Below are 23,192 nucleotides of genomic sequence, written 5' to 3' on the forward strand. Positions count from 1 at the left end.
CCCGATGAAACTGCGTCTGGCGCTGTCCGCGCTGCTGTCCCTGCCCCTGCTTGCCCAGGCTGCACCGGCCACTTCGCCGCTGCTGGTCATCCATGGCGGCGCCGGCGTCGAGCGCAAGGATCTGTCGCCGGCCGAGGAGAAGGCCGCACGCGAAGCGCTGCGCGCCGCGCTGCTGAAGGGGCACGCCGAACTGGCGGCCGGGCGCCCGGCCCTGGCCGCGGTCACCGCGGCGATCACCGTGCTGGAGGATGATCCCACCTTCAATGCCGGCAAGGGCGCGGTGTTCACCCATGACGGCCACAACGAGCTGGACGCAGCGGTAATGGATGGCGCAAGCCAGGCGGCAGGGGCTGTGGCCGGTGTGCAGCGGGTGCGCAACCCGATCCAGCTGGCGCAGACCGTGATGCAGAAGTCCAGGCACGTGATGATGGTCGGGCAGGGTGCCGAAGCCTTCGCAGTCGAGCAGGGCATCCCGCTGGTGGACCCGTCGTACTTCCGCACCGACAAGCGCTGGCAGCAGCTGCAGCGGGCGTTGAAGGAAGAGGCCAGCGGCCAGGCACATGCCGACCTGGAGACCGCGAAGCACTTTGGAACCGTGGGCGCGGTCGCGCTCGACGCGCAGGGGCACCTGGCCGCCGGCACCTCCACGGGCGGCATGACCAACAAGCGCTACGGACGCGTGGGCGACTCGCCGATCATCGGCGCCGGCACCTGGGCCGATGCCCGTTGCGCGGTGTCGGGCACCGGCTGGGGCGAGTACTACATCCGCACCGCCGCCGCGCATGAGATCTGCGCACGCATGCGCTACCAGGGGCAGACACCGGAGCAGGCCGGCAAGGGCGTGATCAACGAGGCGATTCCGCAGATGGGCGGCGACGGTGGTGCGATCGTGCTGGCCGCAGACGGAAAAATGGCCACGCCGTTCAACACCCAGGGGATGTATCGGGGCTGGATCGGCGCCGATGGTGTACCCCATGTCGCAATTTTCGCCAGCGAGACCCTGCCGGTCCCGGGGCAATAACCTTGCGTATCAATGGGTTTGCGACAACGTGTGAAAAAGATGGAAAAAAGCGTTGACAGGCCCCCATCCCATCAGCAGAATAAGCGGCTCACCACCACACACCGCAACGCTTCGGCGGCAACGGAATGGGGTGGTAAGGAGGGATACCCAAGCGGCCAACGGGGGCAGACTGTAAATCTGCTGGCTTACGCCTTCGGTGGTTCGAATCCACCTCCCTCCACCAGTTTCACGTTGTGACATTCCCGGCGCGGGAGTAGTTCAATGGTAGAACCTCAGCCTTCCAAGCTGATGGTGCGGGTTCGATTCCCGTCTCCCGCTCCATTGAATGAACTTTGAATATTATCGAGTTCATGTCATAATGCAAAACTCGGCTCACGTAGCTCAGTCGGTAGAGCACTTCCTTGGTAAGGAAGAGGTCGAAGGTTCGATTCCTTTCGTGAGCACCATCTTAAGCATCACCTCTCAGACGAATTCGAGATAAGCAGCCATGGCCAAGGGTAAGTTCGAGCGCACCAAGCCGCACGTCAATGTCGGCACCATCGGTCACGTCGACCACGGCAAGACCACGCTGACCGCCGCACTGACCAAGATCGGTGCCGAGCGCTTCGGTGGCGAGTTCAAGGACTACTCCTCGATCGACGCCGCGCCGGAAGAAAAGGCGCGTGGCATCACGATCTCGACCGCGCACGTCGAATACGAATCCCCGGTCCGTCACTACGCCCACGTCGATTGCCCGGGCCACGCTGACTACGTCAAGAACATGATCACCGGTGCCGCCCAGATGGACGGCGCGATCCTGGTGTGCTCGGCCGCTGACGGCCCGATGCCGCAGACCCGCGAGCACATCCTGCTGTCGCGTCAGGTCGGCGTGCCGTACATCGTCGTGTTCCTGAACAAGGCCGACATGGTTGACGACGCCGAGCTGCTCGAGCTGGTCGAGATGGAAGTGCGCGAGCTGCTGAGCAAGTACGACTTCCCGGGCGACGACACCCCGATCATCGCTGGTTCGGCCCGTCTGGCGCTGGAAGGCGACCAGAGCGACATCGGCGTGCCGGCCATCCTGAAGCTGGTCGACGCCCTGGACAGCTGGATCCCGGAGCCGGAGCGCGCAATCGACAAGCCGTTCCTGATGCCGGTGGAAGACGTGTTCTCGATCTCGGGCCGCGGCACCGTGGTGACCGGTCGTATCGAGCGCGGCGTGATCAAGGTTGGCGACGAAATCGAAATCGTCGGCATCCGTCCGGTGCAGAAGACCACCGTGACCGGCGTTGAAATGTTCCGCAAGCTGCTGGACCAGGGTCAGGCAGGCGACAACGCTGGCCTGCTGCTGCGCGGCACCAAGCGTGACGACGTCGAGCGTGGCCAGGTCCTGGCCAAGCCGGGTTCGATCAAGCCGCACACCAAGTTCGAAGGCGAAGTGTACGTCCTGTCGAAGGATGAAGGCGGCCGCCACACCCCGTTCTTCAACGGCTACCGTCCGCAGTTCTACTTCCGTACCACCGACATCACCGGCGCAGCTGCACTGCCGGAAGGCGTCGAAATGGTGATGCCGGGTGACAACGTCAAGATGGTCGTCACCCTGATCAACCCGGTGGCAATGGACGAAGGCCTGCGCTTCGCCATCCGCGAAGGCGGTCGTACCGTCGGCGCCGGCGTGGTCTCGAAGATCATCGAGTAAGCCTGCAGTACCGGTGGTTGCATAGCGCCGCCGGTTACGCGAATGGCGGGCCGGGAACCTCGGTCCGCCTTCGCCGTCTAAGGGAAGGCAAGTTTTAAACGTACGCCAGTAGCTCAATTGGCAGAGCAGCGGTCTCCAAAACCGCAGGTTGGGGGTTCGAGTCCCTCCTGGCGTGCCATCTGCCCACCTTATCCAGCGGCCTGGGCCGCTAAAGCAGACACAGCCGGATGAATAGCAAGATCGAACACTCCAAGGACAACTCCGCCCACGGTGGAGATATCGTCAAGTATGTCGCCGCATCGCTGCTGGTGCTGGCCGGTCTGTTCGTCTGGTTCTGGTTCTCCGCCGACTCCGGTCGCGCCGCCCAGCTGGGTGCGTGGGCGGGTCAGCTGCGTGCGTTGGCGGTCGTGGTCGGTCTGATTGGCGGTATCGGCGTGTTCATGCTGACCGGCAAGGGGCGCGACACCCGCGAATTCCTCTCCGAGTCGCGCTTCGAACTGCGCAAGGTGGTCTGGCCGACGCGCCAGGAAGCCATCCGCATGACGTGGGTCGTGATCGTCGTGGTGCTCATCCTCAGCCTGCTGCTGGGTGGCTTCGACTTCCTGATCCAGAAACTGACTCAGTGGTTCCTGAGCCGCTAAGGAGAATTGCATGAAGCGTTGGTACGTCGTTCACGCCTATTCGGGCTTCGAGAAGTCGGTGGCGCAGGCTCTGCGCGATCGCATCGTCCGTGACGGCATGGAAGAGCGCTTCGGCGACGTCCTGGTCCCGACCGAAGAAGTGGTCGAGATGCGCGCTGGCCAGAAGCGCCGTTCCGAGCGCAAGTTCTTCCCGGGTTACGTGCTGGTCCAGATCGAGACCCACGAAGAAGCCGGTATTCCGCGCATCGACAACGAAAGCTGGCACCTGGTCAAGGAGACCCCGCGCGTGATGGGCTTCATCGGCGGTACCGCCGATCGTCCGCTGCCGATCGCCGATTCCGAGGCCGAAGCCATCCTGAATCGCGTTCAGGAAGGTGTCGAGAAGCCGCGTCCGAAGGTGCTGTTCGAGCCGGGCCAGATGGTCCGCGTTACCGATGGCCCGTTCAACGATTTCAATGGCGTCGTCGAAGAGGTCAACTACGAGAAGAGCCGTCTGCGCGTCTCGGTGCTGATCTTCGGTCGTGCCACCCCGGTCGAGCTCGAGTTCGGCCAGGTCGAGAAGGCCGTCTGACCTGGCGTGTAGAGTCGAGCTTGCTCGACTTTCCGTTCAGTCGAGCAAGCTCGACTCTACAGCTGGAAACCGGGCTTGGCCCGGTTTCTTCCGTTTACGTGCCGCTTCAGGCATGTGAAGAAAAAACCTGATATAGTGCGCGGCTCCCCGCTGGGAAGCCAGCAGCCAGCAGGACGAGGCCACCGCAAGGTGGCCTTCGGCATGATTTCAAAACGCGATGCCGGGACGCGTGATTCCCGGTCCGATGGGGAGCCTGTTGTCGAAAGGCGCTAGCACCCGGAGAGCACTCACATGGCAAAGAAAGTTGTCGGTTACATCAAGCTGCAGGTGAAGGCCGGTCAGGCCAACCCCTCGCCGCCGGTCGGTCCTGCGCTGGGTCAGCGTGGTCTGAACATCATGGAATTCTGCAAGGCGTTCAACGCTGCCACGCAGAAGCTCGAGCCGGGTCTGCCGGTTCCGGTGATCATCACGGCCTACTCGGACCGTACGTTCACCTTCATCACCAAGAGCACCCCGGCTACCACCCTGCTGAAGAAGGCCGCTGGCATCTCGTCGGGCTCCAAGCGCCCGAACACCGAGAAGGTCGGCAAGGTCACCCGTAAGCAGCTGGAAGAGATCGCCAAGGCGAAGGAACCGGATCTGACTGCCGCCGACCTGGACGCCGCCGTGCGTACCATCGCTGGCTCTGCCCGTTCCATGGGCCTCGTGGTGGAGGGTTAATAAGATGGCACAGACCAAGCGTGAGAAGGCCATCAAGGCCGCCGTCGTTCCGGGCAAGGCATACGCCTTCGAGGACGCGATCAACATCCTGAAGAGCGCCACCAAGGCCAAGTTCGTCGAGTCGATCGACGTTGCCGTGCGCCTGGGCGTCGATGCGAAGAAGTCCGACCAGCAGGTCCGTGGCTCCACCGTGCTGCCGGCCGGTACCGGCAAGTCGGTCCGCGTCGCCGTGTTCGCTCCGGCCGGTGCCAAGGCTGACGAAGCCCTGGCCGCTGGCGCCGAAGCCGTCGGCATGGATGACCTGGCCGAGAAGATGCAGGCCGGCGATCTGAACTACGACGTCGTCATCGCGACCCCGGACGCCATGCGCGTCGTCGGTAAGCTGGGCACCGTGCTGGGCCCGCGCGGCCTGATGCCGAACCCGAAGGTCGGCACCGTTTCCCCGAACCCGGGTGAAGCCGTGAAGAACGCCAAGTCGGGTCAGGTCCGTTACCGCACCGACAAGGCCGGCATCATCCACTGCACCATCGGCAAGGCCGACTTCGCCGAAGACGCGCTGAAGTCGAACCTGACCGCGCTGCTGCTGGACCTGATCAAGGCCAAGCCGGCTACCTCGAAGGGCACCTACCTGCAGAAGGTTTCGGTCAGCTCGACGATGGGCCCGGGCGTCACCGTCGACCAGTCGTCGCTGACCCTGAAGTAATTGTTTGAAGCGGTCACGGTGCCCTGGGTGCCGTGACCGTGACATTTGAAGGCATCGCTGGCAGTGCATCGCCCGCGGTAGCCGTCAAAGACCGCAGGCGCGGTCGTGGCAATACCGGCGACGGGCACGGAAGCTCGATCTGGCAAGGAGTCGCCGCCGGAGCAGTCATGAGCGCTTAATCGATTCCCCGGAATCACCCTGCGTAGATGGTGCCCTTCTGGAGTTTTTCTGGTTCACGCATGTCTGGGATTTCCCTGATTGCCTCCAGGTCTGGAACGGCCCACCCCCCGGAACATCATCCCGATGTTCCCGGCGTCCAGGACGGATGCCGCACAGGACCGCACACGGCAGGAGCCGTAAGCGGAGTTCAATAGGAGGAGTGCAATGGCTCTCAATCTGTCCCAGAAGCAAGAAGTAGTCGCCGAGCTGGCAGACGTCGCCGCCAAGGCCCACTCCTTGATCGCAGCCGAATACGCTGGCACCACGGTCGCCCAGATGACCGCGATGCGCAAGCAGGCTCGTGAAACCGGTGTTTTCTTGAAGGTTGTCAAGAACACCCTGGCTTCGCGCGCCGTTGAAGGCACCGAGTTCGCAGTCGCCCAGGACCAGATGGTTGGTCCGCTGCTGTACGCGTTCTCGCTCGAGGAGCCCGGCGCTGCCGGTCGCCTGATCAAGGAAGCCGCCAAGGGCAACGACAAGCTGAAGGCTAAGGTCGTCGCCATCGGTGGCGAAGTGTTCCCGGCAAGCCACGTCGACGTGCTGGCCTCGCTGCCGACCCGCGATCAGGCCCTGGCCATGCTGGCCCGCGTCCTGACCGAGCCGGTCACGATGTTTGCCCGCGCCATCAAGGCCGTTGGCGAGAAGCAGGGTGGTGGCGATGTCGCCGCCGACGCTGCCGAGCCGGCCGCCGAGACCGCCTGAGTTTCGACTTACCGTGGTTCCTGACGGAACCTCAACCCAGAAAATCATCCAAAGGTATTAATCATGTCCCTTACCAACGAACAGATCGTCGACGCCATCGCCGAGAAGTCCCTGATGGAAGTGATGGAGCTGGTCAAGGCCATCGAAGAAAAGTTCGGCGTCTCCGCCGCCGCTCCGGTTGCCGTGGCTGCTGCCGCTGGCCCGGCCGCTGCTGTTGAAGAGCAGACCGAGTTCGTCGTCACCCTGAAGTCGGCCGGCGACAAGAAGGTCGAAGTCATCAAGGCCGTCCGCGCCATCACCGGCCTGGGCCTGAAGGAAGCGAAGGACCTGGCCGAAGCCGGCGGCGTCCTGAAGGACAACGCTTCGAAGGACGAAGCCGAGAAGATGAAGAAGGACCTGGAAGCTGCTGGCGCGACTGTCGAAGTCAAGTAAGCACTTCCTTTGCATCGTCATCGATTCACGGCGATGCAGCCAAGGCTGGGGGCGTAAGCCCCCGGCCTTTGGTCGTTTCATGCAATACAGGTTGTAACTGCGGCAAAAAGCCCAACACGGGCTGCGGTCAGACCCCGGCAGGCCAGCGCACGGCGCGGCAGCGGGGAGTGGTAGCAGACGAGTTGGCAGTTGGAAGTAGCGGGAGAAGGCGTGCTGGTGCCGGCAATACCAGCGACTTCCAACTGACAATTTCAAGTTCCCTTCAGGGTCGTGGACGCACGGCCCGCACAACAAGGTGGAAGACCTCATGACGTCCTATTCGTTCACCGAAAAAAAGCGTATCCGCAAGGATTTCGGCAAGCAGCGCTCGATCCTCGAAGTGCCGTTCCTGCTCGCCATCCAGGTGGATTCCTATCGTGAATTCCTGCAGGAAAACGTCGATCCGGCCAAGCGCACGGACCACGGCCTGCACGCTGCGCTGAAGTCGGTCTTCCCGATCGCCAGCTACAGCGGCAATGCCGCCCTGGAATACGTCGGCTACAAGCTGGGCGAACCGGTGTTCGACGAGCGCGAGTGCCGCCAGCGTGGCATGAGCTACGGCGCCCCGCTGCGCGTGACCGTGCGCCTGGTGATCTACGACCGTGAGTCGTCGACCAAGGCCATCAAGTACGTGAAGGAGCAGGAGGTCTATCTGGGCGAAATCCCGCTGATGACCGAGAACGGCACCTTCATCGTCAACGGCACCGAGCGCGTCATCGTCTCGCAGCTGCACCGCTCGCCGGGCGTGTTCTTCGACCACGACCGTGGCAAGACCCACAGCTCGGGCAAGCTGCTGTACAGCGCCCGCATCATTCCTTACCGCGGTTCCTGGCTGGACTTCGAGTTCGACCCGAAGGACGCGCTGTTCACCCGTATCGACCGCCGCCGCAAGTTGCCGGTGTCGATCCTGCTGCGCGCGCTTGGCTATAGCAACGAAGAGATGCTGGCCGAGTTCTTCGAGATCAACACCTTCCACATCAACCCGGATGAAGGCGTCCAGCTGGAGCTGGTGCCCGAGCGCCTGCGTGGCGAAACCCTGGGCTTCGACCTCGCCGACGGCGACAAGGTCATCGTGGAAGCCGGCAAGCGCATCACCGCGCGCCACATCAAGCAGCTGGAAGCCTCGGGCATCGCTGCCCTGGCCGTGCCGGACGACTACATCGTCGGCCGCATCCTGTCGCACGACGTGGTCGATGCCTCGACCGGCGAACTGCTGGCCCAGGCCAACGACGAAATCACCGACGAGCAGCTGCAGAGCTTCCGCAAGGCCGGTGTCGATGCCGTGGGCACCCTGTGGGTGAACGACCTGGATCGTGGCCCGTACCTGTCCAACACCCTGCGCATCGACCCGACCAAGACCCAGCTGGAAGCCCTGGTCGAGATCTACCGCATGATGCGTCCGGGCGAGCCGCCGACCAAGGATGCCGCGCAGAACCTGTTCCACAACCTGTTCTTCACCTTCGAGCGCTACGACCTGTCCGCGGTCGGCCGCATGAAGTTCAACCGTCGCGTGGGCCGCAAGGAAACCACCGGCGAAGCCGTGCTGTACGACCGCAAGTACTACGGCGAGCGCAACGACGAAGAGTCCAAGCGCCTGGTCGCCGCCCACGGCGACAGCTCCGACATCCTGGACGTGATCAAGGTCCTGACCGAGATCCGCAACGGTCGCGGCGTGGTCGATGACATCGACCACCTGGGCAACCGTCGCGTGCGTTCGGTCGGCGAAATGGCCGAGAACGTGTTCCGCGTGGGCCTGGTCCGCGTCGAGCGCGCGGTCAAGGAGCGCCTGTCGATGGCCGAGTCCGAAGGCCTGACCCCGCAGGAGCTGATCAACGCCAAGCCGGTCGCCGCTGCCATCAAGGAGTTCTTCGGCTCCTCGCAGCTGTCGCAGTTCATGGACCAGAACAACCCGCTGTCGGAAGTCACGCACAAGCGTCGCGTCTCGGCCCTGGGCCCGGGCGGCCTGACCCGTGAGCGCGCCGGCTTCGAAGTGCGCGACGTGCACCCGACCCATTACGGCCGCGTCTGCACCATCGAAACGCCGGAAGGCCCGAACATCGGCCTGATCAACTCGCTGGCCGTGTACGCCCGCACCAACCAGTACGGTTTCCTCGAGACCCCGTACCGCAAGGTCGTGGACGGCAAGGTCTACGACGAAGTCGAGTTCCTGTCGGCCATCGAAGAAAACGAGTACGTCATTGCGCAGGCCAACGCGCTGACCAATGCCGACAGCGTGCTGACCGAGCAGTTCGTGCCGTGCCGCTTCCAGGGCGAATCGCTGCTGAAGCCGCCGGCGGAAGTCCACTTCATGGACGTCTCGCCGATGCAGACCGTGTCGATCGCGGCCGCGCTGGTTCCGTTCCTGGAGCACGATGACGCGAACCGTGCACTGATGGGCGCCAACATGCAGCGTCAGGCCGTGCCGACCCTGCGTGCGCAGAAGCCGCTGGTCGGTACCGGCATCGAGCGCGCCGTGGCGCGTGACTCCGGTGTGACCGTGAACGCCCGCCGTGGTGGCGAGATCGTGCAGATCGACGCGGCCCGCATCGTGGTCAAGGTCAACGAGGAAGAGATCGTTGGCGCCACCGACGCAGGCGTGGACATCTACAACCTGGTCAAGTACACCCGTTCGAACCAGAACACCTGCATCAACCAGCGTCCGCTGGTCCAGGTGGGTGACGTCATCGCCCGCGGCGACGTGCTGGCCGACGGCCCGTCCACCGACATCGGCGAACTGGCCCTGGGCCAGAACATGCTGATCGCGTTCATGCCGTGGAACGGCTACAACTTCGAAGACTCCATCCTGCTCTCCGAGCGCGTGGTGGAAGAGGATCGCTACACCACGATCCACATCGAAGAACTGACCTGCGTTGCGCGTGATACCAAGCTGGGGCCGGAGGAAATCTCCGCCGACATCCCGAACGTCTCCGAGCAGGCGCTGAACCGCCTGGACGAGAGCGGCGTGGTGTACATCGGTGCCGAAGTCCGCGCCGGCGACATCATGGTCGGCAAGGTCACCCCGAAGGGCGAAAGCCAGCTGACCCCGGAAGAGAAGCTGCTGCGCGCGATCTTCGGCGAGAAGGCTTCGGACGTTAAGGACAGCTCGCTGCGCGTTCCGCCGGGCATGGACGGCACCGTCATCGACGTGCAGGTCTTCACCCGCGACGGCATCGAGAAGGACAAGCGCGCCCGCCAGATCGAAGAGTCTGAAATCAAGCGCGTCAAGAAGGACTTCGACGACCAGTTCCGCATCCTGGAAGCCGCCATCTACATGCGTCTGCGTTCGCAGATCGTGGGCAAGGTGGTCAACGGCGGTGCTGGCCTGAAGAAGGGCGACGTCATCAGCGACGCGTTCCTGGACGGCCTGAAGAAGGCTGACTGGTTCGCGCTGCGCATGAAGGACGAGGACGCCTCGGAAGCCATCGAACGCGCGCAGAAGCAGATCCAGGCGCACGAGAAGGAATTCGAGCGTCGCTTCGCCGACAAGCGCGGCAAGATCACTGCCGGTGACGACCTCGCTCCGGGCGTGCTGAAGATGGTCAAGGTGTTCCTGGCCGTGAAGCGCCGCATCCAGCCGGGCGACAAGATGGCAGGCCGCCACGGCAACAAGGGTGTGGTCTCCAACGTGGTGCCGGTCGAGGACATGCCGTACATGGCCTCGGGCGAAACCGTGGACATCGTGCTGAACCCGCTGGGCGTGCCGTCGCGTATGAACATCGGCCAGATCCTGGAAGTGCACCTGGGCTGGGCCGCCAAGGGGCTGGGCCGCAAGATCCAGGCGATGATGGAAGCCCAGGCGGCCGTTGCCGACCTGCGCAAGTTCCTGGACGACATCTACAACCACGACGACACCAACGTGGCCAACCGTGTCGACCTGTCGCAGTTCAGCGACGAGGAACTGCTGCGCCTGGCCCGCAACCTGACCGACGGCGTGCCGATGGCCACCCCGGTCTTCGACGGCGCCACCGAAGCGGAAATCAAGCGCATGCTGGAACTGGCCGACCTGCCGAGCAGTGGCCAGACCCAGCTGTACGACGGCCGCACCGGTGAAGCCTTCGATCGCCACACCACCGTCGGTTACATGCACTACCTGAAGCTGAACCACCTGGTCGACGACAAGATGCACGCCCGTTCGACCGGTCCGTACTCGCTCGTCACCCAGCAGCCGCTGGGCGGCAAGGCGCAGTTCGGCGGCCAGCGCTTCGGTGAAATGGAAGTCTGGGCGCTGGAAGCCTACGGCGCGGCCTACACCCTGCAGGAAATGCTGACGGTGAAGTCCGATGACGTGCAGGGCCGCAACCAGATGTACAAGAACATCGTCGACGGTGAGCACGAGATGGTCGCGGGCATGCCGGAATCCTTCAACGTGCTCGTGAAGGAAATCCGCTCGCTGGCCATCAACATGGAACTGGAAGACAACTGATCCATGCCGGCGCGGCGGTCCGCCGCCGCGCCGCTGGCAGTCAACTGAAAGCCCATCGACACAGCATTCCTCCTTCTGGAGAACACCATGAAAGACCTGCTCAACCTCTTCAACCAGCAGCGCCAGACGCTGGACTTCGACGCGATCAAGATCGCGCTGGCCTCGCCGGACCTGATCCGTTCGTGGTCCTTCGGCGAAGTGAAGAAGCCGGAAACCATCAACTACCGTACCTTCAAGCCGGAACGTGACGGCCTGTTCTGCGCCGCCATCTTCGGCCCGGTGAAGGACTACGAGTGCCTGTGCGGCAAGTACAAGCGCATGAAGCACCGCGGCGTGGTCTGCGAGAAGTGCGGCACCGAAGTGACCCTGGCCAAGGTGCGCCGCGAGCGCATGGGCCACATCGACCTGGCCTCGCCGGTCGCGCACATCTGGTTCCTGAAGTCGCTGCCGTCGCGCATCGGCCTGATGCTGGACATGACCCTGCGCGACATCGAGCGCGTGCTGTACTTCGAAGCGTACGTGGTGACCGAGCCGGGCCTGACCGCCCTGGAGCGCCGCCAGCTGCTGACCGAAGAGCAGTACCTGCAGGCCCGCCAGGAGCACGGTGACGACTTCGACGCCGCGATGGGCGCCGAGGCCGTGTACGAACTGCTGCGCACGATCGACCTGCAGTCGGAAATGACCCGCCTGCGCGAAGAAATCGCCGCCACCGGTTCGGAAACCAAGCTCAAGCGACTGACCAAGCGCATCAAGCTGATCGAAGCCTTCCTGGAATCGGGCAACCGTCCGGAATGGATGGTCATGACCGTGCTGCCGGTGCTGCCGCCGGACCTGCGTCCGCTGGTTCCGCTGGACGGCGGCCGCTTCGCGACCTCCGACCTGAACGACCTGTACCGCCGCGTCATCAACCGTAACAACCGCCTGCGACGCCTGCTCGAACTGAGCGCGCCGGACATCATCGTGCGCAATGAAAAGCGCATGCTGCAGGAATCGGTCGATGCGCTGCTGGACAACGGCCGTCGTGGCCGTGCCATCACCGGCACCAACAAGCGCCCGCTGAAGTCGCTGGCCGACATGATCAAGGGCAAGCAGGGCCGCTTCCGCCAGAACCTGCTCGGCAAGCGCGTCGACTACTCGGGCCGTTCGGTCATCGTGGTCGGCCCGTACCTGCGCCTGCACCAGTGCGGCCTGCCGAAGAAGATGGCGCTGGAGCTGTTCAAGCCGTTCGTGTTCGCCAAGCTGCAGCGTCGTGGCCTGGCCACCACCATCAAGGCCGCCAAGAAGCTGGTCGAGCGCGAAGAAGCCGAAGTCTGGGACATCCTGGAAGAGGTCATCCGCGAGCATCCGGTGATGCTGAACCGTGCGCCGACCCTGCACCGTCTGGGCATCCAGGCGTTCGAGCCGGTGCTGATCGAAGGCAAGGCCATCCAGCTGCACCCGCTGGTCTGCACCGCGTTCAACGCCGACTTCGACGGTGACCAGATGGCCGTCCACGTGCCGCTCTCGCTGGAAGCCCAGCTGGAAGCGCGTGCGCTGATGATGTCGACCAACAACATCCTGTCGCCGGCCAACGGCGAGCCGATCATCGTGCCGTCGCAGGACGTCGTGCTGGGTCTGTACTACATGACCCGCTCGCTGGAAAACAAGAAGGGCGAGGGCATGGCCTTCGCCAACATCGCCGAAGTCAAGCGTGCCTACGACAACCGCGTGGTGGAACTGCACGCGCGCGTCAAGGTCCGCATCACCGAGGTGGTGACCGACGAAGACGGCGTGAAGCAGAACAAGACCTCGATCGTGGACACCACGATCGGTCGCGCCCTGCTGGCTGAAATCCTGCCGGAAGGCCTGCCGTTCGCGCTGGCCAACACCGAGCTGACCAAGAAGAACATCAGCCGCCTGATCAACTCCAGCTACCGCCAGCTGGGTCTGAAGGACACGGTCGTGTTCGCCGACAAGCTGATGTACACCGGCTTCGCCTACGCGACCCGCGCCGGCGTGTCGATCGGCATCGACGACATGCTGATCCCGGACGAGAAGAAGGGCATCCTCACCGAGGCCGAAGCCGAAGTGCTGGAAATCCAGGAGCAGTACCAGTCGGGCCTGGTCACCGCCGGCGAGCGCTACAACAAGGTGGTCGACATCTGGTCGCGCACCAACGAGCGCATCGCCAAGGCGATGATGGACACCATCGGTACCGAGAAGGTGGTCAATGCCAAGGGCGAGACCATCGACCAGAAGTCGATGAACTCGCTGTACATCATGGCCGACTCCGGTGCGCGTGGTTCGCAGGCGCAGATCCGTCAGCTGGCCGGCATGCGTGGCCTGATGGCCCGCCCGGACGGCTCGATCATCGAGACGCCCATCAAGGCGAACTTCCGCGAAGGCCTGAACGTGCAGGAGTACTTCAACTCCACCCACGGTGCCCGTAAGGGTCTGGCCGATACCGCGCTGAAGACCGCGAACTCGGGTTACCTGACCCGTCGTCTGGTCGACGTCGCGCAGGACGTGGTGATCACCGAGGTGGATTGCGGTACCACCGAAGGCCTGATCATGACCCCGATCGTGGAAGGCGGCGACGTGGTCGAGCCGTTGAAGGATCGCGTGCTGGGTCGCGTGGTGGCCGAGGACGTGTTCCTGCCGGGCAACGACGAAGATCCGATCGTCACCCGCAACACCCTGCTGGACGAAGCCTGGGTCGCCAAGCTGGAAGACGCCGGCGTGCAGAGCATCAAGGTGCGTTCGACGATCTCGTGCGAATCGGCCTTCGGTGTCTGCGGTCGCTGCTACGGCCGCGATCTGGCCCGCGGCCACCTGGTCAACATCGGTGAAGCGGTCGGCGTCATCGCCGCGCAGTCGATCGGTGAGCCGGGTACCCAGCTGACCATGCGTACGTTCCACATCGGTGGTGCGGCGTCGCGAGCTGCTGCGGTCGACAACATCACCGTCAAGACCACCGGCTCGGTAAAGTTCAGCAACCTCAAGTCGGTCGAGCACGCCAACGGCTCGCTGGTGGCGGTGTCGCGCTCGGGTGAAATCTCGGTGCTCGATGCCCACGGCCGTGAGCGTGAGCGTTACAAGCTGCCGTACGGTGCGACCATCACGTCCAAGGACGGTGATGCGATCAAGGCTGGCCAGACCGTGGCCAACTGGGATCCGCATAACCACCCGATCGTGTCGGAAGTGGCCGGCTTCATCCGCTTCATCGACTTCGTCGACGGCATCACCGTCATCGAGAAGACCGACGAGCTGACCGGCCTCGCTTCGCGCGAAATCACCGATCCGAAGCGTCGTGGTACCCAGGCCAAGGACCTGCGCCCGATCGTGCGCATCGTCGACGCCAAGGGCAACGACCTGTCGATCCCGGGCACCGACCTGCCGGCGCAGTACCTGCTGCCGCCGCGTTCGATCGTCAACCTGCAGGATGGCGCCCCGGTGGGCGTGGGCGACGTCGTCGCCAAGATCCCGCAGGAAGCGTCGAAGACCCGCGACATCACCGGTGGTCTGCCGCGCGTGGCCGACCTGTTCGAAGCGCGCAAGCCGAAGGATCCGGCGGTGCTGGCCGAGCGTTCGGGCATCATCAGCTTCGGCAAGGACACCAAGGGCAAGCAGCGCCTGATCATCAAGGACACCGATGGTTCGGAGCACGAAGAGCTGATCCCGAAGTACCGCCAGGTCATCGTGTTCGAAGGCGAGCATGTCACCAAGGGTGAAACCATCGTGGACGGCGAGCCGAGCCCGCAGGACATCCTGCGTCTGCTGGGTGTCGAACCGCTGGCGGCCTACCTGGTGAAGGAAATCCAGGACGTGTACCGCCTGCAGGGCGTGAAGATCAACGACAAGCACATCGAGGTGATCACCCGCCAGATGCTGCGCAAGGTCGAGATCACCGACCAGGGCAGCAGCAAGTTCCTGAACGGCGAGCAGGTGGAGCGCCAGCGCGTTATCGAGGAGAATGCGCGCCTGTCGACCCGCAACGAGCTGCCGGCGCACTTCGATCCGGTCCTGCTGGGTATCACCAAGGCATCGCTGGCGACCGAGTCGTTCATCTCGGCCGCGTCGTTCCAGGAAACCACCCGCGTGCTGACCGAAGCGGCCGTCCGCGGCACCTCGGACAACCTGCGTGGCCTGAAGGAAAACGTCATCGTCGGTCGCCTGATTCCGGCCGGTACCGGCCTGGCGTACCACAGCAACCGCCGCCGCGGCGCTTCCGGTCTCACCGAGTCGGAAATGCAGACCCTGGCCGGTACCCCGGCCGCGGTCGAGGCGCCGGTGGTTGAAGCCGAAGCTGAACAGGCATCGGGCGAAGAATGAGGTATCCGGTCCGGCCACAAGGCCGGACCACCCCATCGGTCCATCGATGGGATTGGGAAAGGGCAGGGGAGATCGTCCGCGATCGACCCTGTCAACCTGAACGGGGTACATGGAGGCCCCCCAGTAACGTTCCGGGATCAGGAACGGGCTTGACAGGAGGCGTTTGACTGCTTTCCTGGCAGGTTGCTACAATCGTCTGTCTCAGCAGGCCAAAATTTCGGCCTGCTTTAACATTTCCGCATCTCTGGTCGGATTTTCCGGCCACCAATCAGAAGAACCTACTGATGGCGACGATCAACCAGCTGGTCCGCAAGCCGCGGCAAGCGACCACCTACAAGAGTGCCTCGCCGGCGCTCGACAAGTGCCCGCAGCGCCGTGGCGTCTGCACCCGTGTCTACACCACCACTCCGAAGAAGCCGAACTCGGCTCTGCGCAAGGTTGCCAAGGTCCGCCTGACCAACCAGGAAGAAGTGATTTCCTACATCGGTGGTGAAGGCCACAACCTGCAGGAGCACTCCGTGGTCCTGATCCGCGGCGGTCGCGTCAAGGACCTGCCGGGTGTGCGTTACCACACCGTTCGTGGCTCGCTCGACGCCGCCGGCGTTGCCAAGCGTCGCCAGGCCCGTTCCAAGTACGGCGCCAAGCGTCCGAAGGCATAAGGAGAGAGCACTATGTCGCGTAAGGGTAATACTCCGCAGCGTTCCGTCCTGCCCGATCCGAAGCACGGAAGCGAAACCATCGCCCGCTTCATCAACATGGTCATGCAGAGCGGCAAGAAGTCCGTCGCCGAAAAGATCGTGTACGGCGCCATGGACGTGATCACCGAGAAGAACAGCAGCGCCAACGCCATTGAACTGGTGCAGAAGGCTCTGGACAACGTCGCTCCGGCGGTCGAAGTCAAGTCGCGCCGCGTCGGTGGTGCCACCTACCAGGTGCCGGTCGAAGTGCGTTCGTCGCGCAAGATGGCCCTGGCCATGCGCTGGCTGATCGACTCCGCGCGCAAGCGTGGTGAGAACACCATGCCGAAGAAGCTGGCTGCTGAACTGATCGACGCCTCGGAAAACCGTGGCGGCGCCATCAAGAAGCGCGAAGAAACCCACCGCATGGCCGAAGCCAACAAGGCATTCGCCCACTACCGCTGGTGAGTTTGACGGCCTTGTAAAACAGGCAGGGCAGCACCACTTCGGTGCGTGCTGCCTCGCGGTCCCGGAAGGACTGCGCCAATCCGAAGGCCGCCGAAAGGCGGCGTTCGGCCATCCGAAATCCAAGAAATCTGAGAGGCTCCCGTGGCCCGTTCCACTCCCATCGAGCGTTACCGTAACTTCGGCATCATGGCTCACATCGATGCCGGCAAGACCACCACGTCCGAGCGCATCCTGTTCTACACCGGCAAGAGCCACAAGATCGGTGAAGTGCACGACGGCGCCGCCACCATGGACTGGATGGAGCAGGAGCAGGAGCGTGGCATCACGATCCAGTCCGCTGCCACCACCGCGTTCTGGAAGGGCATGGACAAGTCCCTGCCGGAGCACCGCTTCAACATCATCGACACCCCCGGGCACGTCGACTTCACCATCGAAGTGGAGCGCTCGCTGCGCGTGCTCGACGGTGCCGTCTTCGTCCTGTGTGCCGTCGGTGGCGTGCAGCCGCAGTCGGAAACCGTGTGGCGCCAGGCCAACCGCTACAAGGTGCCGCGCATCGCGTTCGTCAACAAGATGGACCGCACCGGTGCCAACTTCTACAAGGTCCGTGACCAGCTGAAGGCCAAGCTCGGCGCCGTCGCCGTGCCGATGCAGCTGCCGATCGGTGCCGAAGACGGCTTCAAGGGCGTCGTCGACCTGCTGAAGATGAAGGCCATCCATTGGGATGAAGCCTCGCAGGGCATGAAGTTCGAGTACGGCGAAATCCCGGCCGACCTGCAGGAAAAGGCTGAAGAAGCCCGTACCTACATGATCGAAACCGCGGCTGAAGCCAGCGAAGAGCTGATGGAAAAGTACCTGGGCGGCGAAGAGCTGGCCGAGGCTGAAATCATCAACGCGCTGCGTACCCGCACCCTGGCCACCGAAATCGTCCCGATGTACTGCGGTTCGGCGTTCAAGAACAAGGGCGTGCAGGCCATGCTGGACGGCGTGATCCAGCTGCTGCCGTCGCCGGTCGATGTGCCGGACGTGACCGGTACCGACGTGGACGACGAAAACGTCGCCATGACCCGCAAGTCCGACGACAAGGCTCCGTTCTCGTCGCTGGCCTTCAAGATCATCACCGATCCGTTCGTCGGCGCGCTGACCTTCTTCCGTGTCTACTCGGGCACCCTGAACGGTGGTGACACCGTCCTGAACTCGGTGAAGGGCAAGAAGGAGCGCATCGGCCGCATCCTGCAGATGCACTCGAACAACCGCGAAGAAATCAAGGAAGTTCTGGCCGGTGACATCGCCGCTGCCGTGGGCCTGAAGGACACCACCACCGGTGACACCCTGTGCTCGATCGACCAGCCGATCATCCTGGAGCGCATGACGTTCCCGGAGCCGGTGATCTCGATGGCCGTCGAACCGAAGACCAAGTCGGACCAGGAAAAGATGGGCCTGGCCCTGGGTCGCCTGGCGCAGGAAGATCCGTCGTTCCGCGTCAAGACCGACGAAGAATCCGGCCAGACGATCATCTCGGGCATGGGCGAGCTGCACCTGGACATCATCGTCGACCGCCTGAAGCGCGAGTTCAACGTTGAAGCCAACGTCGGCGCGCCGCAGGTTGCGTACCGCGAAACCATCACCCTGGCTGACGTCAAGTCGGACTACAAGCACGCCAAGCAGTCCGGTGGTAAGGGTCAGTACGGTCACGTCGTGATCGAGCTGTCGCCGATCACCGCTGAAGACCGTGCCGATGCCAAGATCGCTCCGCTGATCAAGGACGACTTCCTGTTCATCAACGACATCACCGGCGGCGTGATCCCGAAGGAATTCATTCCGTCGGTCGAAAAGGGCCTGCGCGAAACCATCACCAGCGGCCCGCTGGCTGGCTTCCCGGTCGTGGACGTCAAGGTGAAGCTGGTGTTCGGTTCGTACCACGACGTCGACTCCTCGGAAATGGCGTTCAAGCTGGCTTCGTCGATGGCCTTCAAGCAGGGCTTCGCCAAGGCCAAGCCGGTGCTGCTGGAGCCGATCATGAAGGTCGAGATCGTGACCCCGGAGGATTACCAGGGTGACGTGATGGGCGACGTCAGCCGTCGTCGCGGCGTGCTGCAGGGTTCCGACACCACCGGTGACGGCTCCGCTTCGATCATCAACGCGATGATCCCGCTGGGTGAAATGTTCGGCTACGCCACTGCGCTGCGTTCGCAGACCCAGGGCCGCGCCACCTTCACCATGGAATTCGACCACTACGAGCCGGCGCCGAACAACATCGCCGAAGCCGTCATGAAGAAGGGCTGAGCCTCGCTCAGCCTCTCCTGAAAACCACTTACAAAATCAAGGTATAGAACAATGGCAAAGGGTAAGTTCGAGCGCACCAAGCCGCACGTCAACGTCGGCACCATCGGTCACGTCGACCACGGCAAGACCACGCTGACCGCCGCACTGACCAAGATCGGTGCCGAGCGCTTCGGTGGCGAGTTCAAGGACTACTCCTCGATCGACGCCGCGCCGGAAGAAAAGGCTCGTGGCATCACGATCTCGACCGCGCACGTCGAATACGAATCCCCGGTCCGTCACTACGCCCACGTCGATTGCCCGGGCCACGCTGACTACGTCAAGAACATGATCACCGGTGCCGCCCAGATGGACGGCGCGATCCTGGTGTGCTCGGCCGCTGACGGCCCGATGCCGCAGACCCGCGAGCACATCCTGCTGTCGCGTCAGGTCGGCGTGCCGTACATCGTCGTGTTCCTGAACAAGGCCGACATGGTTGACGACGCCGAGCTGCTCGAGCTGGTCGAGATGGAAGTGCGCGAGCTGCTGAGCAAGTACGACTTCCCGGGCGACGACACCCCGATCATCGCTGGTTCGGCCCGTCTGGCGCTGGAAGGCGACCAGAGCGACATCGGCGTGCCGGCCATCCTGAAGCTGGTCGACGCCCTGGACAGCTGGATCCCGGAGCCGGAGCGCGCAATCGACAAGCCGTTCCTGATGCCGGTGGAAGACGTGTTCTCGATCTCGGGCCGCGGCACCGTGGTGACCGGTCGTATCGAGCGCGGCGTGATCAAGGTTGGCGACGAAATCGAAATCGTCGGCATCCGTCCGGTGCAGAAGACCACCGTGACCGGCGTTGAAATGTTCCGCAAGCTGCTGGACCAGGGTCAGGCAGGCGACAACGCTGGCCTGCTGCTGCGCGGCACCAAGCGTGACGACGTCGAGCGTGGCCAGGTCCTGGCCAAGCCGGGTTCGATCAAGCCGCACACCAAGTTCGAAGGCGAAGTGTACGTCCTGTCGAAGGACGAAGGCGGCCGCCACACCCCGTTCTTCAACGGCTACCGCCCGCAGTTCTACTTCCGCACCACCGACATCACCGGCGCCGCTGCACTGCCGGAAGGCGTCGAAATGGTGATGCCGGGTGACAACGTCAAGATGGTCGTCACCCTGATCAACCCGGTGGCAATGGACGAAGGCCTGCGCTTCGCCATCCGCGAGGGCGGCCGTACCGTCGGCGCCGGCGTGGTCTCGAAGATCATCGAGTAATCTGGTAGTATCTGCGCCCCGATGTTGCCTGGGTAGGGCATCGGGGCGTATCAAATGGGAAAGCAGGCACAGGATGTGCCTTGTGTTCCCCGGACCAGGAAGGGTCAATGCCATTCAGGCGGCGTCAACAGGCGACTGTTGACAGCTGCCTTGCGTGCCATTATGCTTCTACGTCTGGGCAGGCCGGGAAACTGGTCTGCCTACGTTTTTGAGGTCTATGGAGTGACCTTGGCGGCCTGCAGGAGTGCGGGCCGTCCGTATTCAGGAATTTCATGGGGCAAAGCAACCCAGAGGCTTTGTCTGTCGCTCTTTTAACGAAGGAACCTACCGCCATGGCGGACCAAAAGATCCGGATCCGGCTGAAAGCGTTCGATCATCGTCTGATCGACCGTTCGGCCAGCGAGATCGTTGAAACGGCAAAGCGGACCGGCGCGCAAGTGCGTGGCCCGATCCCGCTGCCGACCAAGATCGAGCGTTACACCGTTCTCGTCTCCCCGCACGTCGACAAGGACGCGCGTGACCAGTACGAGACCCGCACGCACAAGCGCGTGCTCGATATCGTTGACCCGAATGACAAGACCGTGGACGCGCTGATGAAGCTCGAACTGGCTGCCGGCGTCGACGTTCAGATCAAGCTGACCTGAGGACTACGACCATGACGAAGAAGTATTCGTTGGGCTTCGTGGGCCGCAAGGCTGGCATGAGCCGCGTGTTCACTGAAGATGGCCGCTCCATCCCGGTGACCCTGATCGAAGCAACCCCGAACCGCATCGCGCAGATCAAGACCGTCGAAACCGACGGCTACAGCGCCGTGCAGGTGACCGTCGGCGCGCGTCGCGCTGCCCTGGTCAACAAGCCGGAAGCCGGCCACTTCGCCAAGGCGAAGGTGGAAGCGGGTCGTGGCCTGTGGGAATTCCGCGTTGAAGACGCGCAGCTCGGCGATTTCGCCGTTGGCGGCGAAGTCAAGGCGGACATCTTCGAAGTCGGCCAGATCGTCGACGTCCAGGGTGTCACCAAGGGTAAGGGCTTCCAGGGCACCATCAAGCGCCACAACTTCCGTATGGGCGATGCAACCCACGGTAACTCGCTGTCGCATCGCGCGCCGGGTTCGCTGGGTCAGCGCCAGACCCCGGGTCGTGTTTTCCCGGGCAAGAAGATGTCGGGCCACATGGGCGCGGTGCAGCAGAGCACCCAGAACCTGGAAGTGGTCAAGGTCGACGTCGAGCGCGGTCTGATCGCGGTTCGCGGCGCCGTTCCGGGCGCGGCGGGTGGCGACGTGATCGTCCGTCCGGCGAGCAAGGCATAAGGAGAGATGACGATGGAACTCGTTATCACGGGTAGCAACAACAAGGTCTCGGTCTCCGACGCCGTGTTCGGTCGCGATTTCAGCGAAGATCTGGTCCACCAGGTCGTCGTTGCCTACCGCAACGCCGGCCGCGCCGGCACCAAGGCACAGAAGACTCGCTCTGAAGTGGCTGGTACCACCAAGAAGTCGAAGAAGCAGAAGGGCGGCGGCGCGCGTCATGGCGCACTGACGGCTCCGATCTTCGTCGGCGGCGGTGTCACCTTCGCGGCCAAGCCGCGCAGCTTCGAGCAGAAGGTCAATCGTAAGCAGTACCGTGCCGCCATGTGCGCGATCCTGTCCGAGCTGAACCGTCAGGGCCGTCTGACCATCGTGGAGTCCTTCGATGTCGAAGTGACCAACACGAAGGGTCTGATCGCCAAGCTGGCCGGCCTGGAAGTGGGCAAGCGCCCGCTGATCGTCACTGAAGAAGCCTCCGAGCACCTGTACCTGTCCGCCCGCAATCTGCCGTACGTGCAGGTGCGTGACGTGCAGGGTCTGGACCCGGTGTCGCTGGTCGGTGCCGACACGGTCGTCATCACCGCTGACGCGGTCAAGAAGGTCGAGGAGTGGCTGGCATGAACAGCAACGAAAAAATCTTCAGCGTGCTGCGTGCCCCGCGTGTCTCCGAAAAGACCGCGCGCCTGCAGGAACTCTCCAACCAGTATGTCTTCGAAGTTTCGAACGAAGCCACCAAGGCCGATGTAAAGGCCGCGGTTGAGCAGCTGTTCGACGTCAAGGTCGAAGCCGTCAACGTGGTCAACGTCAAGGGCAAGAACAAGTCCTTCCGTAACCGTGCTGGCCGCCGCGGCGATTGGCGCAAGGCGTACGTTCGCCTGGCCGATGGCCAGTCGATCGATGTAACGGCCAAGGCCTGAGGTACATCCCATGCCATTGATGAAATTCAAGCCCACCTCCCCCGGCCGCCGTTCGGCCGTGCGCGTGGTCACCCCCGACCTGCACAAGGGTGCTCCGCACGCCGCACTGGTCGAGTCGCAGAGCCGCTCGGGTGGTCGTAACCACCATGGCCGCATCACCGTGCGTCACGTCGGTGGTGGTGCCAAGCAGCACTACCGCATCATCGACTTCAAGCGCAACAAGCTGGGCATCCCGGCGCGCGTGGAACGCATCGAATACGATCCGAACCGCACCGCCCACATCGCCCTGCTGTGCTACGTCGACGGTGAGCGTCGCTACATCATCGCCCCGAAGGGCCTGAAGGCGGGTGATCAGGTGATCGCCGGTTCGGATGCCCCGATCAAGTCGGGCAACACCCTGCCGCTGCGCAACATCCCGGTCGGTACCACCATCCACTGCATCGAACTGAAGCCGGGTAAGGGCGCTCAGATCGCTCGCGCCGCCGGTGCGGCCGTGCAGCTGGTGGCTCGCGAAGGCATCTACGCCACCCTGCGCCTGCGCTCGGGTGAAATGCGCAAGGTTCCGGTCGAGTGCTGCGCCACCATCGGTGAAGTCGGCAACGACGAGCACAGCCTGGAAAAGCTGGGCAAGGCCGGTGCCAAGCGTTGGCGCGGCGTCCGCCCGACCGTTCGTGGTGCTGCCATGAACCCGGTTGACCATCCGCACGGTGGTGGTGAGGCCAAGGCCGGCCAGGGTAACCCGCATCCGGTCACCCCGTGGGGTGTCCCGACCAAGGGTTACAAGACGCGCCATAACAAGCGCACTCAGCAGTTCATCGTCCGCGATCGTAGGGGCTAATCGA

19 protein-coding genes and 4 tRNA genes are annotated in these 23,192 nt (G+C 63.5%); all 23 read left to right on the plus strand.

The window, feature by feature from the left end:
• Window positions 1-4 precede the first annotated feature (4 nt).
• The 23 genes from VN11_RS03895 to rplB all read left to right on the plus strand — a co-directional run bounded on the left by VN11_RS03895 (window position 5) and on the right by rplB (window position 23,188).
• Entirely contained in the window at window positions 5-1,021 is a 1,017-nt protein-coding gene (locus VN11_RS03895; RefSeq protein ID WP_053448880.1) for an isoaspartyl peptidase/L-asparaginase family protein, read from the plus strand.
• A gap of 137 nt (window positions 1,022-1,158) precedes the next feature.
• Window positions 1,159-1,244: transfer RNA gene (locus VN11_RS03900), tRNA-Tyr, on the plus strand.
• A gap of 24 nt (window positions 1,245-1,268) precedes the next feature.
• Window positions 1,269-1,342, plus strand: a tRNA-Gly gene (locus VN11_RS03905).
• Between the two features lie 49 nt (window positions 1,343-1,391).
• Window positions 1,392-1,467: transfer RNA gene (locus VN11_RS03910), tRNA-Thr, on the plus strand.
• Between the two features lie 41 nt (window positions 1,468-1,508).
• Window positions 1,509-2,699: an elongation factor Tu gene (gene tuf, locus VN11_RS03915; RefSeq protein WP_004154360.1), complete on the plus strand. Its 1,191-nt coding sequence runs from the start codon at window positions 1,509-1,511 to the stop codon at window positions 2,697-2,699.
• A 102-nt stretch (window positions 2,700-2,801) separates the two neighbouring features.
• Window positions 2,802-2,877 (plus strand) — tRNA-Trp (locus VN11_RS03920).
• A gap of 49 nt (window positions 2,878-2,926) precedes the next feature.
• Window positions 2,927-3,340 (plus strand): preprotein translocase subunit SecE, encoded by a 414-nt coding sequence (secE, locus tag VN11_RS03925; protein ID WP_053448881.1) that lies wholly within the window; start codon window positions 2,927-2,929, stop codon window positions 3,338-3,340.
• Between the two features lie 10 nt (window positions 3,341-3,350).
• Window positions 3,351-3,911 (plus strand): transcription termination/antitermination protein NusG, encoded by a 561-nt coding sequence (gene nusG / locus VN11_RS03930; RefSeq protein ID WP_004154362.1) that lies wholly within the window; start codon window positions 3,351-3,353, stop codon window positions 3,909-3,911.
• Window positions 3,912-4,202: 291 nt separating this feature from the next.
• Window positions 4,203-4,631 carry a 50S ribosomal protein L11 gene (rplK, locus tag VN11_RS03935; protein ID WP_004145248.1) on the plus strand — a complete coding sequence of 143 codons (429 nt, stop codon included), beginning with the start codon at window positions 4,203-4,205 and terminating at the stop codon, window positions 4,629-4,631.
• A 4-nt stretch (window positions 4,632-4,635) separates the two neighbouring features.
• Window positions 4,636-5,334, plus strand: a complete 699-nt coding sequence (gene rplA / locus VN11_RS03940) for a 50S ribosomal protein L1 (protein ID WP_004154350.1) — start codon at window positions 4,636-4,638, stop codon at window positions 5,332-5,334.
• A 384-nt stretch (window positions 5,335-5,718) separates the two neighbouring features.
• Entirely contained in the window at window positions 5,719-6,255 is a 537-nt protein-coding gene (gene rplJ / locus VN11_RS03945) for a 50S ribosomal protein L10 (RefSeq protein WP_005408203.1), read from the plus strand.
• A gap of 63 nt (window positions 6,256-6,318) precedes the next feature.
• Window positions 6,319-6,687, plus strand: a complete 369-nt coding sequence (gene rplL, locus VN11_RS03950) for a 50S ribosomal protein L7/L12 (protein ID WP_004154353.1) — start codon at window positions 6,319-6,321, stop codon at window positions 6,685-6,687.
• Window positions 6,688-6,994: 307 nt separating this feature from the next.
• On the plus strand, window positions 6,995-11,149 hold the full coding sequence (rpoB, locus tag VN11_RS03955; RefSeq protein ID WP_004154354.1) for a DNA-directed RNA polymerase subunit beta: 4,155 nt from the start codon (window positions 6,995-6,997) through the stop codon (window positions 11,147-11,149).
• An 87-nt stretch (window positions 11,150-11,236) separates the two neighbouring features.
• Window positions 11,237-15,460: a DNA-directed RNA polymerase subunit beta' gene (gene rpoC / locus VN11_RS03960; RefSeq protein ID WP_004154358.1), complete on the plus strand. Its 4,224-nt coding sequence runs from the start codon at window positions 11,237-11,239 to the stop codon at window positions 15,458-15,460.
• A gap of 284 nt (window positions 15,461-15,744) precedes the next feature.
• Complete coding sequence (gene rpsL, locus VN11_RS03965; protein WP_004145320.1) at window positions 15,745-16,119, plus strand: 30S ribosomal protein S12; 375 nt, start codon at window positions 15,745-15,747, stop codon at window positions 16,117-16,119.
• Window positions 16,120-16,131: 12 nt separating this feature from the next.
• Window positions 16,132-16,605 (plus strand): 30S ribosomal protein S7, encoded by a 474-nt coding sequence (gene rpsG, locus VN11_RS03970; RefSeq protein WP_004145321.1) that lies wholly within the window; start codon window positions 16,132-16,134, stop codon window positions 16,603-16,605.
• A gap of 141 nt (window positions 16,606-16,746) precedes the next feature.
• Entirely contained in the window at window positions 16,747-18,888 is a 2,142-nt protein-coding gene (gene fusA, locus VN11_RS03975) for an elongation factor G (RefSeq protein ID WP_004154359.1), read from the plus strand.
• A 51-nt stretch (window positions 18,889-18,939) separates the two neighbouring features.
• A complete protein-coding gene (gene tuf / locus VN11_RS03980; protein WP_004154360.1) occupies window positions 18,940-20,130 on the plus strand; it encodes an elongation factor Tu in 1,191 nt (396 codons plus the stop codon).
• Window positions 20,131-20,462: 332 nt separating this feature from the next.
• Window positions 20,463-20,774 carry a 30S ribosomal protein S10 gene (gene rpsJ / locus VN11_RS03985; RefSeq protein WP_005408208.1) on the plus strand — a complete coding sequence of 104 codons (312 nt, stop codon included), beginning with the start codon at window positions 20,463-20,465 and terminating at the stop codon, window positions 20,772-20,774.
• Between the two features lie 11 nt (window positions 20,775-20,785).
• Entirely contained in the window at window positions 20,786-21,436 is a 651-nt protein-coding gene (gene rplC, locus VN11_RS03990) for a 50S ribosomal protein L3 (protein WP_004145336.1), read from the plus strand.
• A 12-nt stretch (window positions 21,437-21,448) separates the two neighbouring features.
• Complete coding sequence (gene rplD / locus VN11_RS03995; protein WP_004145337.1) at window positions 21,449-22,054, plus strand: 50S ribosomal protein L4; 606 nt, start codon at window positions 21,449-21,451, stop codon at window positions 22,052-22,054.
• Window positions 22,051-22,350, plus strand: a complete 300-nt coding sequence (rplW, locus tag VN11_RS04000) for a 50S ribosomal protein L23 (RefSeq protein WP_004145338.1) — start codon at window positions 22,051-22,053, stop codon at window positions 22,348-22,350. The genes rplD and rplW overlap by 4 nt, the downstream gene beginning before the upstream one ends.
• A gap of 10 nt (window positions 22,351-22,360) precedes the next feature.
• The gene (rplB, locus tag VN11_RS04005; protein ID WP_004154484.1) at window positions 22,361-23,188 is read left to right on the plus strand and encodes a 50S ribosomal protein L2; all 828 of its coding nucleotides are present in this window, start codon (window positions 22,361-22,363) and stop codon (window positions 23,186-23,188) included.
• Window positions 23,189-23,192: the final 4 nt, after the last annotated feature.

The organism is Stenotrophomonas maltophilia, assembly GCF_001274595.1.
In the GTDB taxonomy this organism is placed as follows: domain Bacteria; phylum Pseudomonadota; class Gammaproteobacteria; order Xanthomonadales; family Xanthomonadaceae; genus Stenotrophomonas; species Stenotrophomonas forensis.

Excerpts from the sequence above, each read along its gene's own strand:
- rpsL (WP_004145320.1), top strand. The coding sequence starts at position 15,745 with ATGGCGACGATCAACCAGCTGGTCCGCAAGCCGCGGCAAGCGACCACC.
- rplJ (WP_005408203.1), top strand. The coding sequence starts at position 5,719 with ATGGCTCTCAATCTGTCCCAGAAGCAAGAAGTAGTCGCCGAGCTGGCA.
- rplW (WP_004145338.1), top strand. The coding sequence starts at position 22,051 with ATGAACAGCAACGAAAAAATCTTCAGCGTGCTGCGTGCCCCGCGTGTC.
- rpoC (WP_004154358.1), top strand. The coding sequence starts at position 11,237 with ATGAAAGACCTGCTCAACCTCTTCAACCAGCAGCGCCAGACGCTGGAC.
- tuf (WP_004154360.1), top strand. The coding sequence starts at position 18,940 with ATGGCAAAGGGTAAGTTCGAGCGCACCAAGCCGCACGTCAACGTCGGC.
- rpsJ (WP_005408208.1), top strand. The coding sequence starts at position 20,463 with ATGGCGGACCAAAAGATCCGGATCCGGCTGAAAGCGTTCGATCATCGT.
- rplA (WP_004154350.1), top strand. The coding sequence starts at position 4,636 with ATGGCACAGACCAAGCGTGAGAAGGCCATCAAGGCCGCCGTCGTTCCG.
- nusG (WP_004154362.1), top strand. The coding sequence starts at position 3,351 with ATGAAGCGTTGGTACGTCGTTCACGCCTATTCGGGCTTCGAGAAGTCG.
- rplD (WP_004145337.1), top strand. The coding sequence starts at position 21,449 with ATGGAACTCGTTATCACGGGTAGCAACAACAAGGTCTCGGTCTCCGAC.
- rplL (WP_004154353.1), top strand. The coding sequence starts at position 6,319 with ATGTCCCTTACCAACGAACAGATCGTCGACGCCATCGCCGAGAAGTCC.
- rplB (WP_004154484.1), top strand. The coding sequence starts at position 22,361 with ATGCCATTGATGAAATTCAAGCCCACCTCCCCCGGCCGCCGTTCGGCC.
- rpoB (WP_004154354.1), top strand. The coding sequence starts at position 6,995 with ATGACGTCCTATTCGTTCACCGAAAAAAAGCGTATCCGCAAGGATTTC.
- rplC (WP_004145336.1), top strand. The coding sequence starts at position 20,786 with ATGACGAAGAAGTATTCGTTGGGCTTCGTGGGCCGCAAGGCTGGCATG.
- secE (WP_053448881.1), top strand. The coding sequence starts at position 2,927 with ATGAATAGCAAGATCGAACACTCCAAGGACAACTCCGCCCACGGTGGA.
- VN11_RS03895 (WP_053448880.1), top strand. The coding sequence starts at position 5 with ATGAAACTGCGTCTGGCGCTGTCCGCGCTGCTGTCCCTGCCCCTGCTT.
- rplK (WP_004145248.1), top strand. The coding sequence starts at position 4,203 with ATGGCAAAGAAAGTTGTCGGTTACATCAAGCTGCAGGTGAAGGCCGGT.
- rpsG (WP_004145321.1), top strand. The coding sequence starts at position 16,132 with ATGTCGCGTAAGGGTAATACTCCGCAGCGTTCCGTCCTGCCCGATCCG.
- tuf (WP_004154360.1), top strand. The coding sequence starts at position 1,509 with ATGGCCAAGGGTAAGTTCGAGCGCACCAAGCCGCACGTCAATGTCGGC.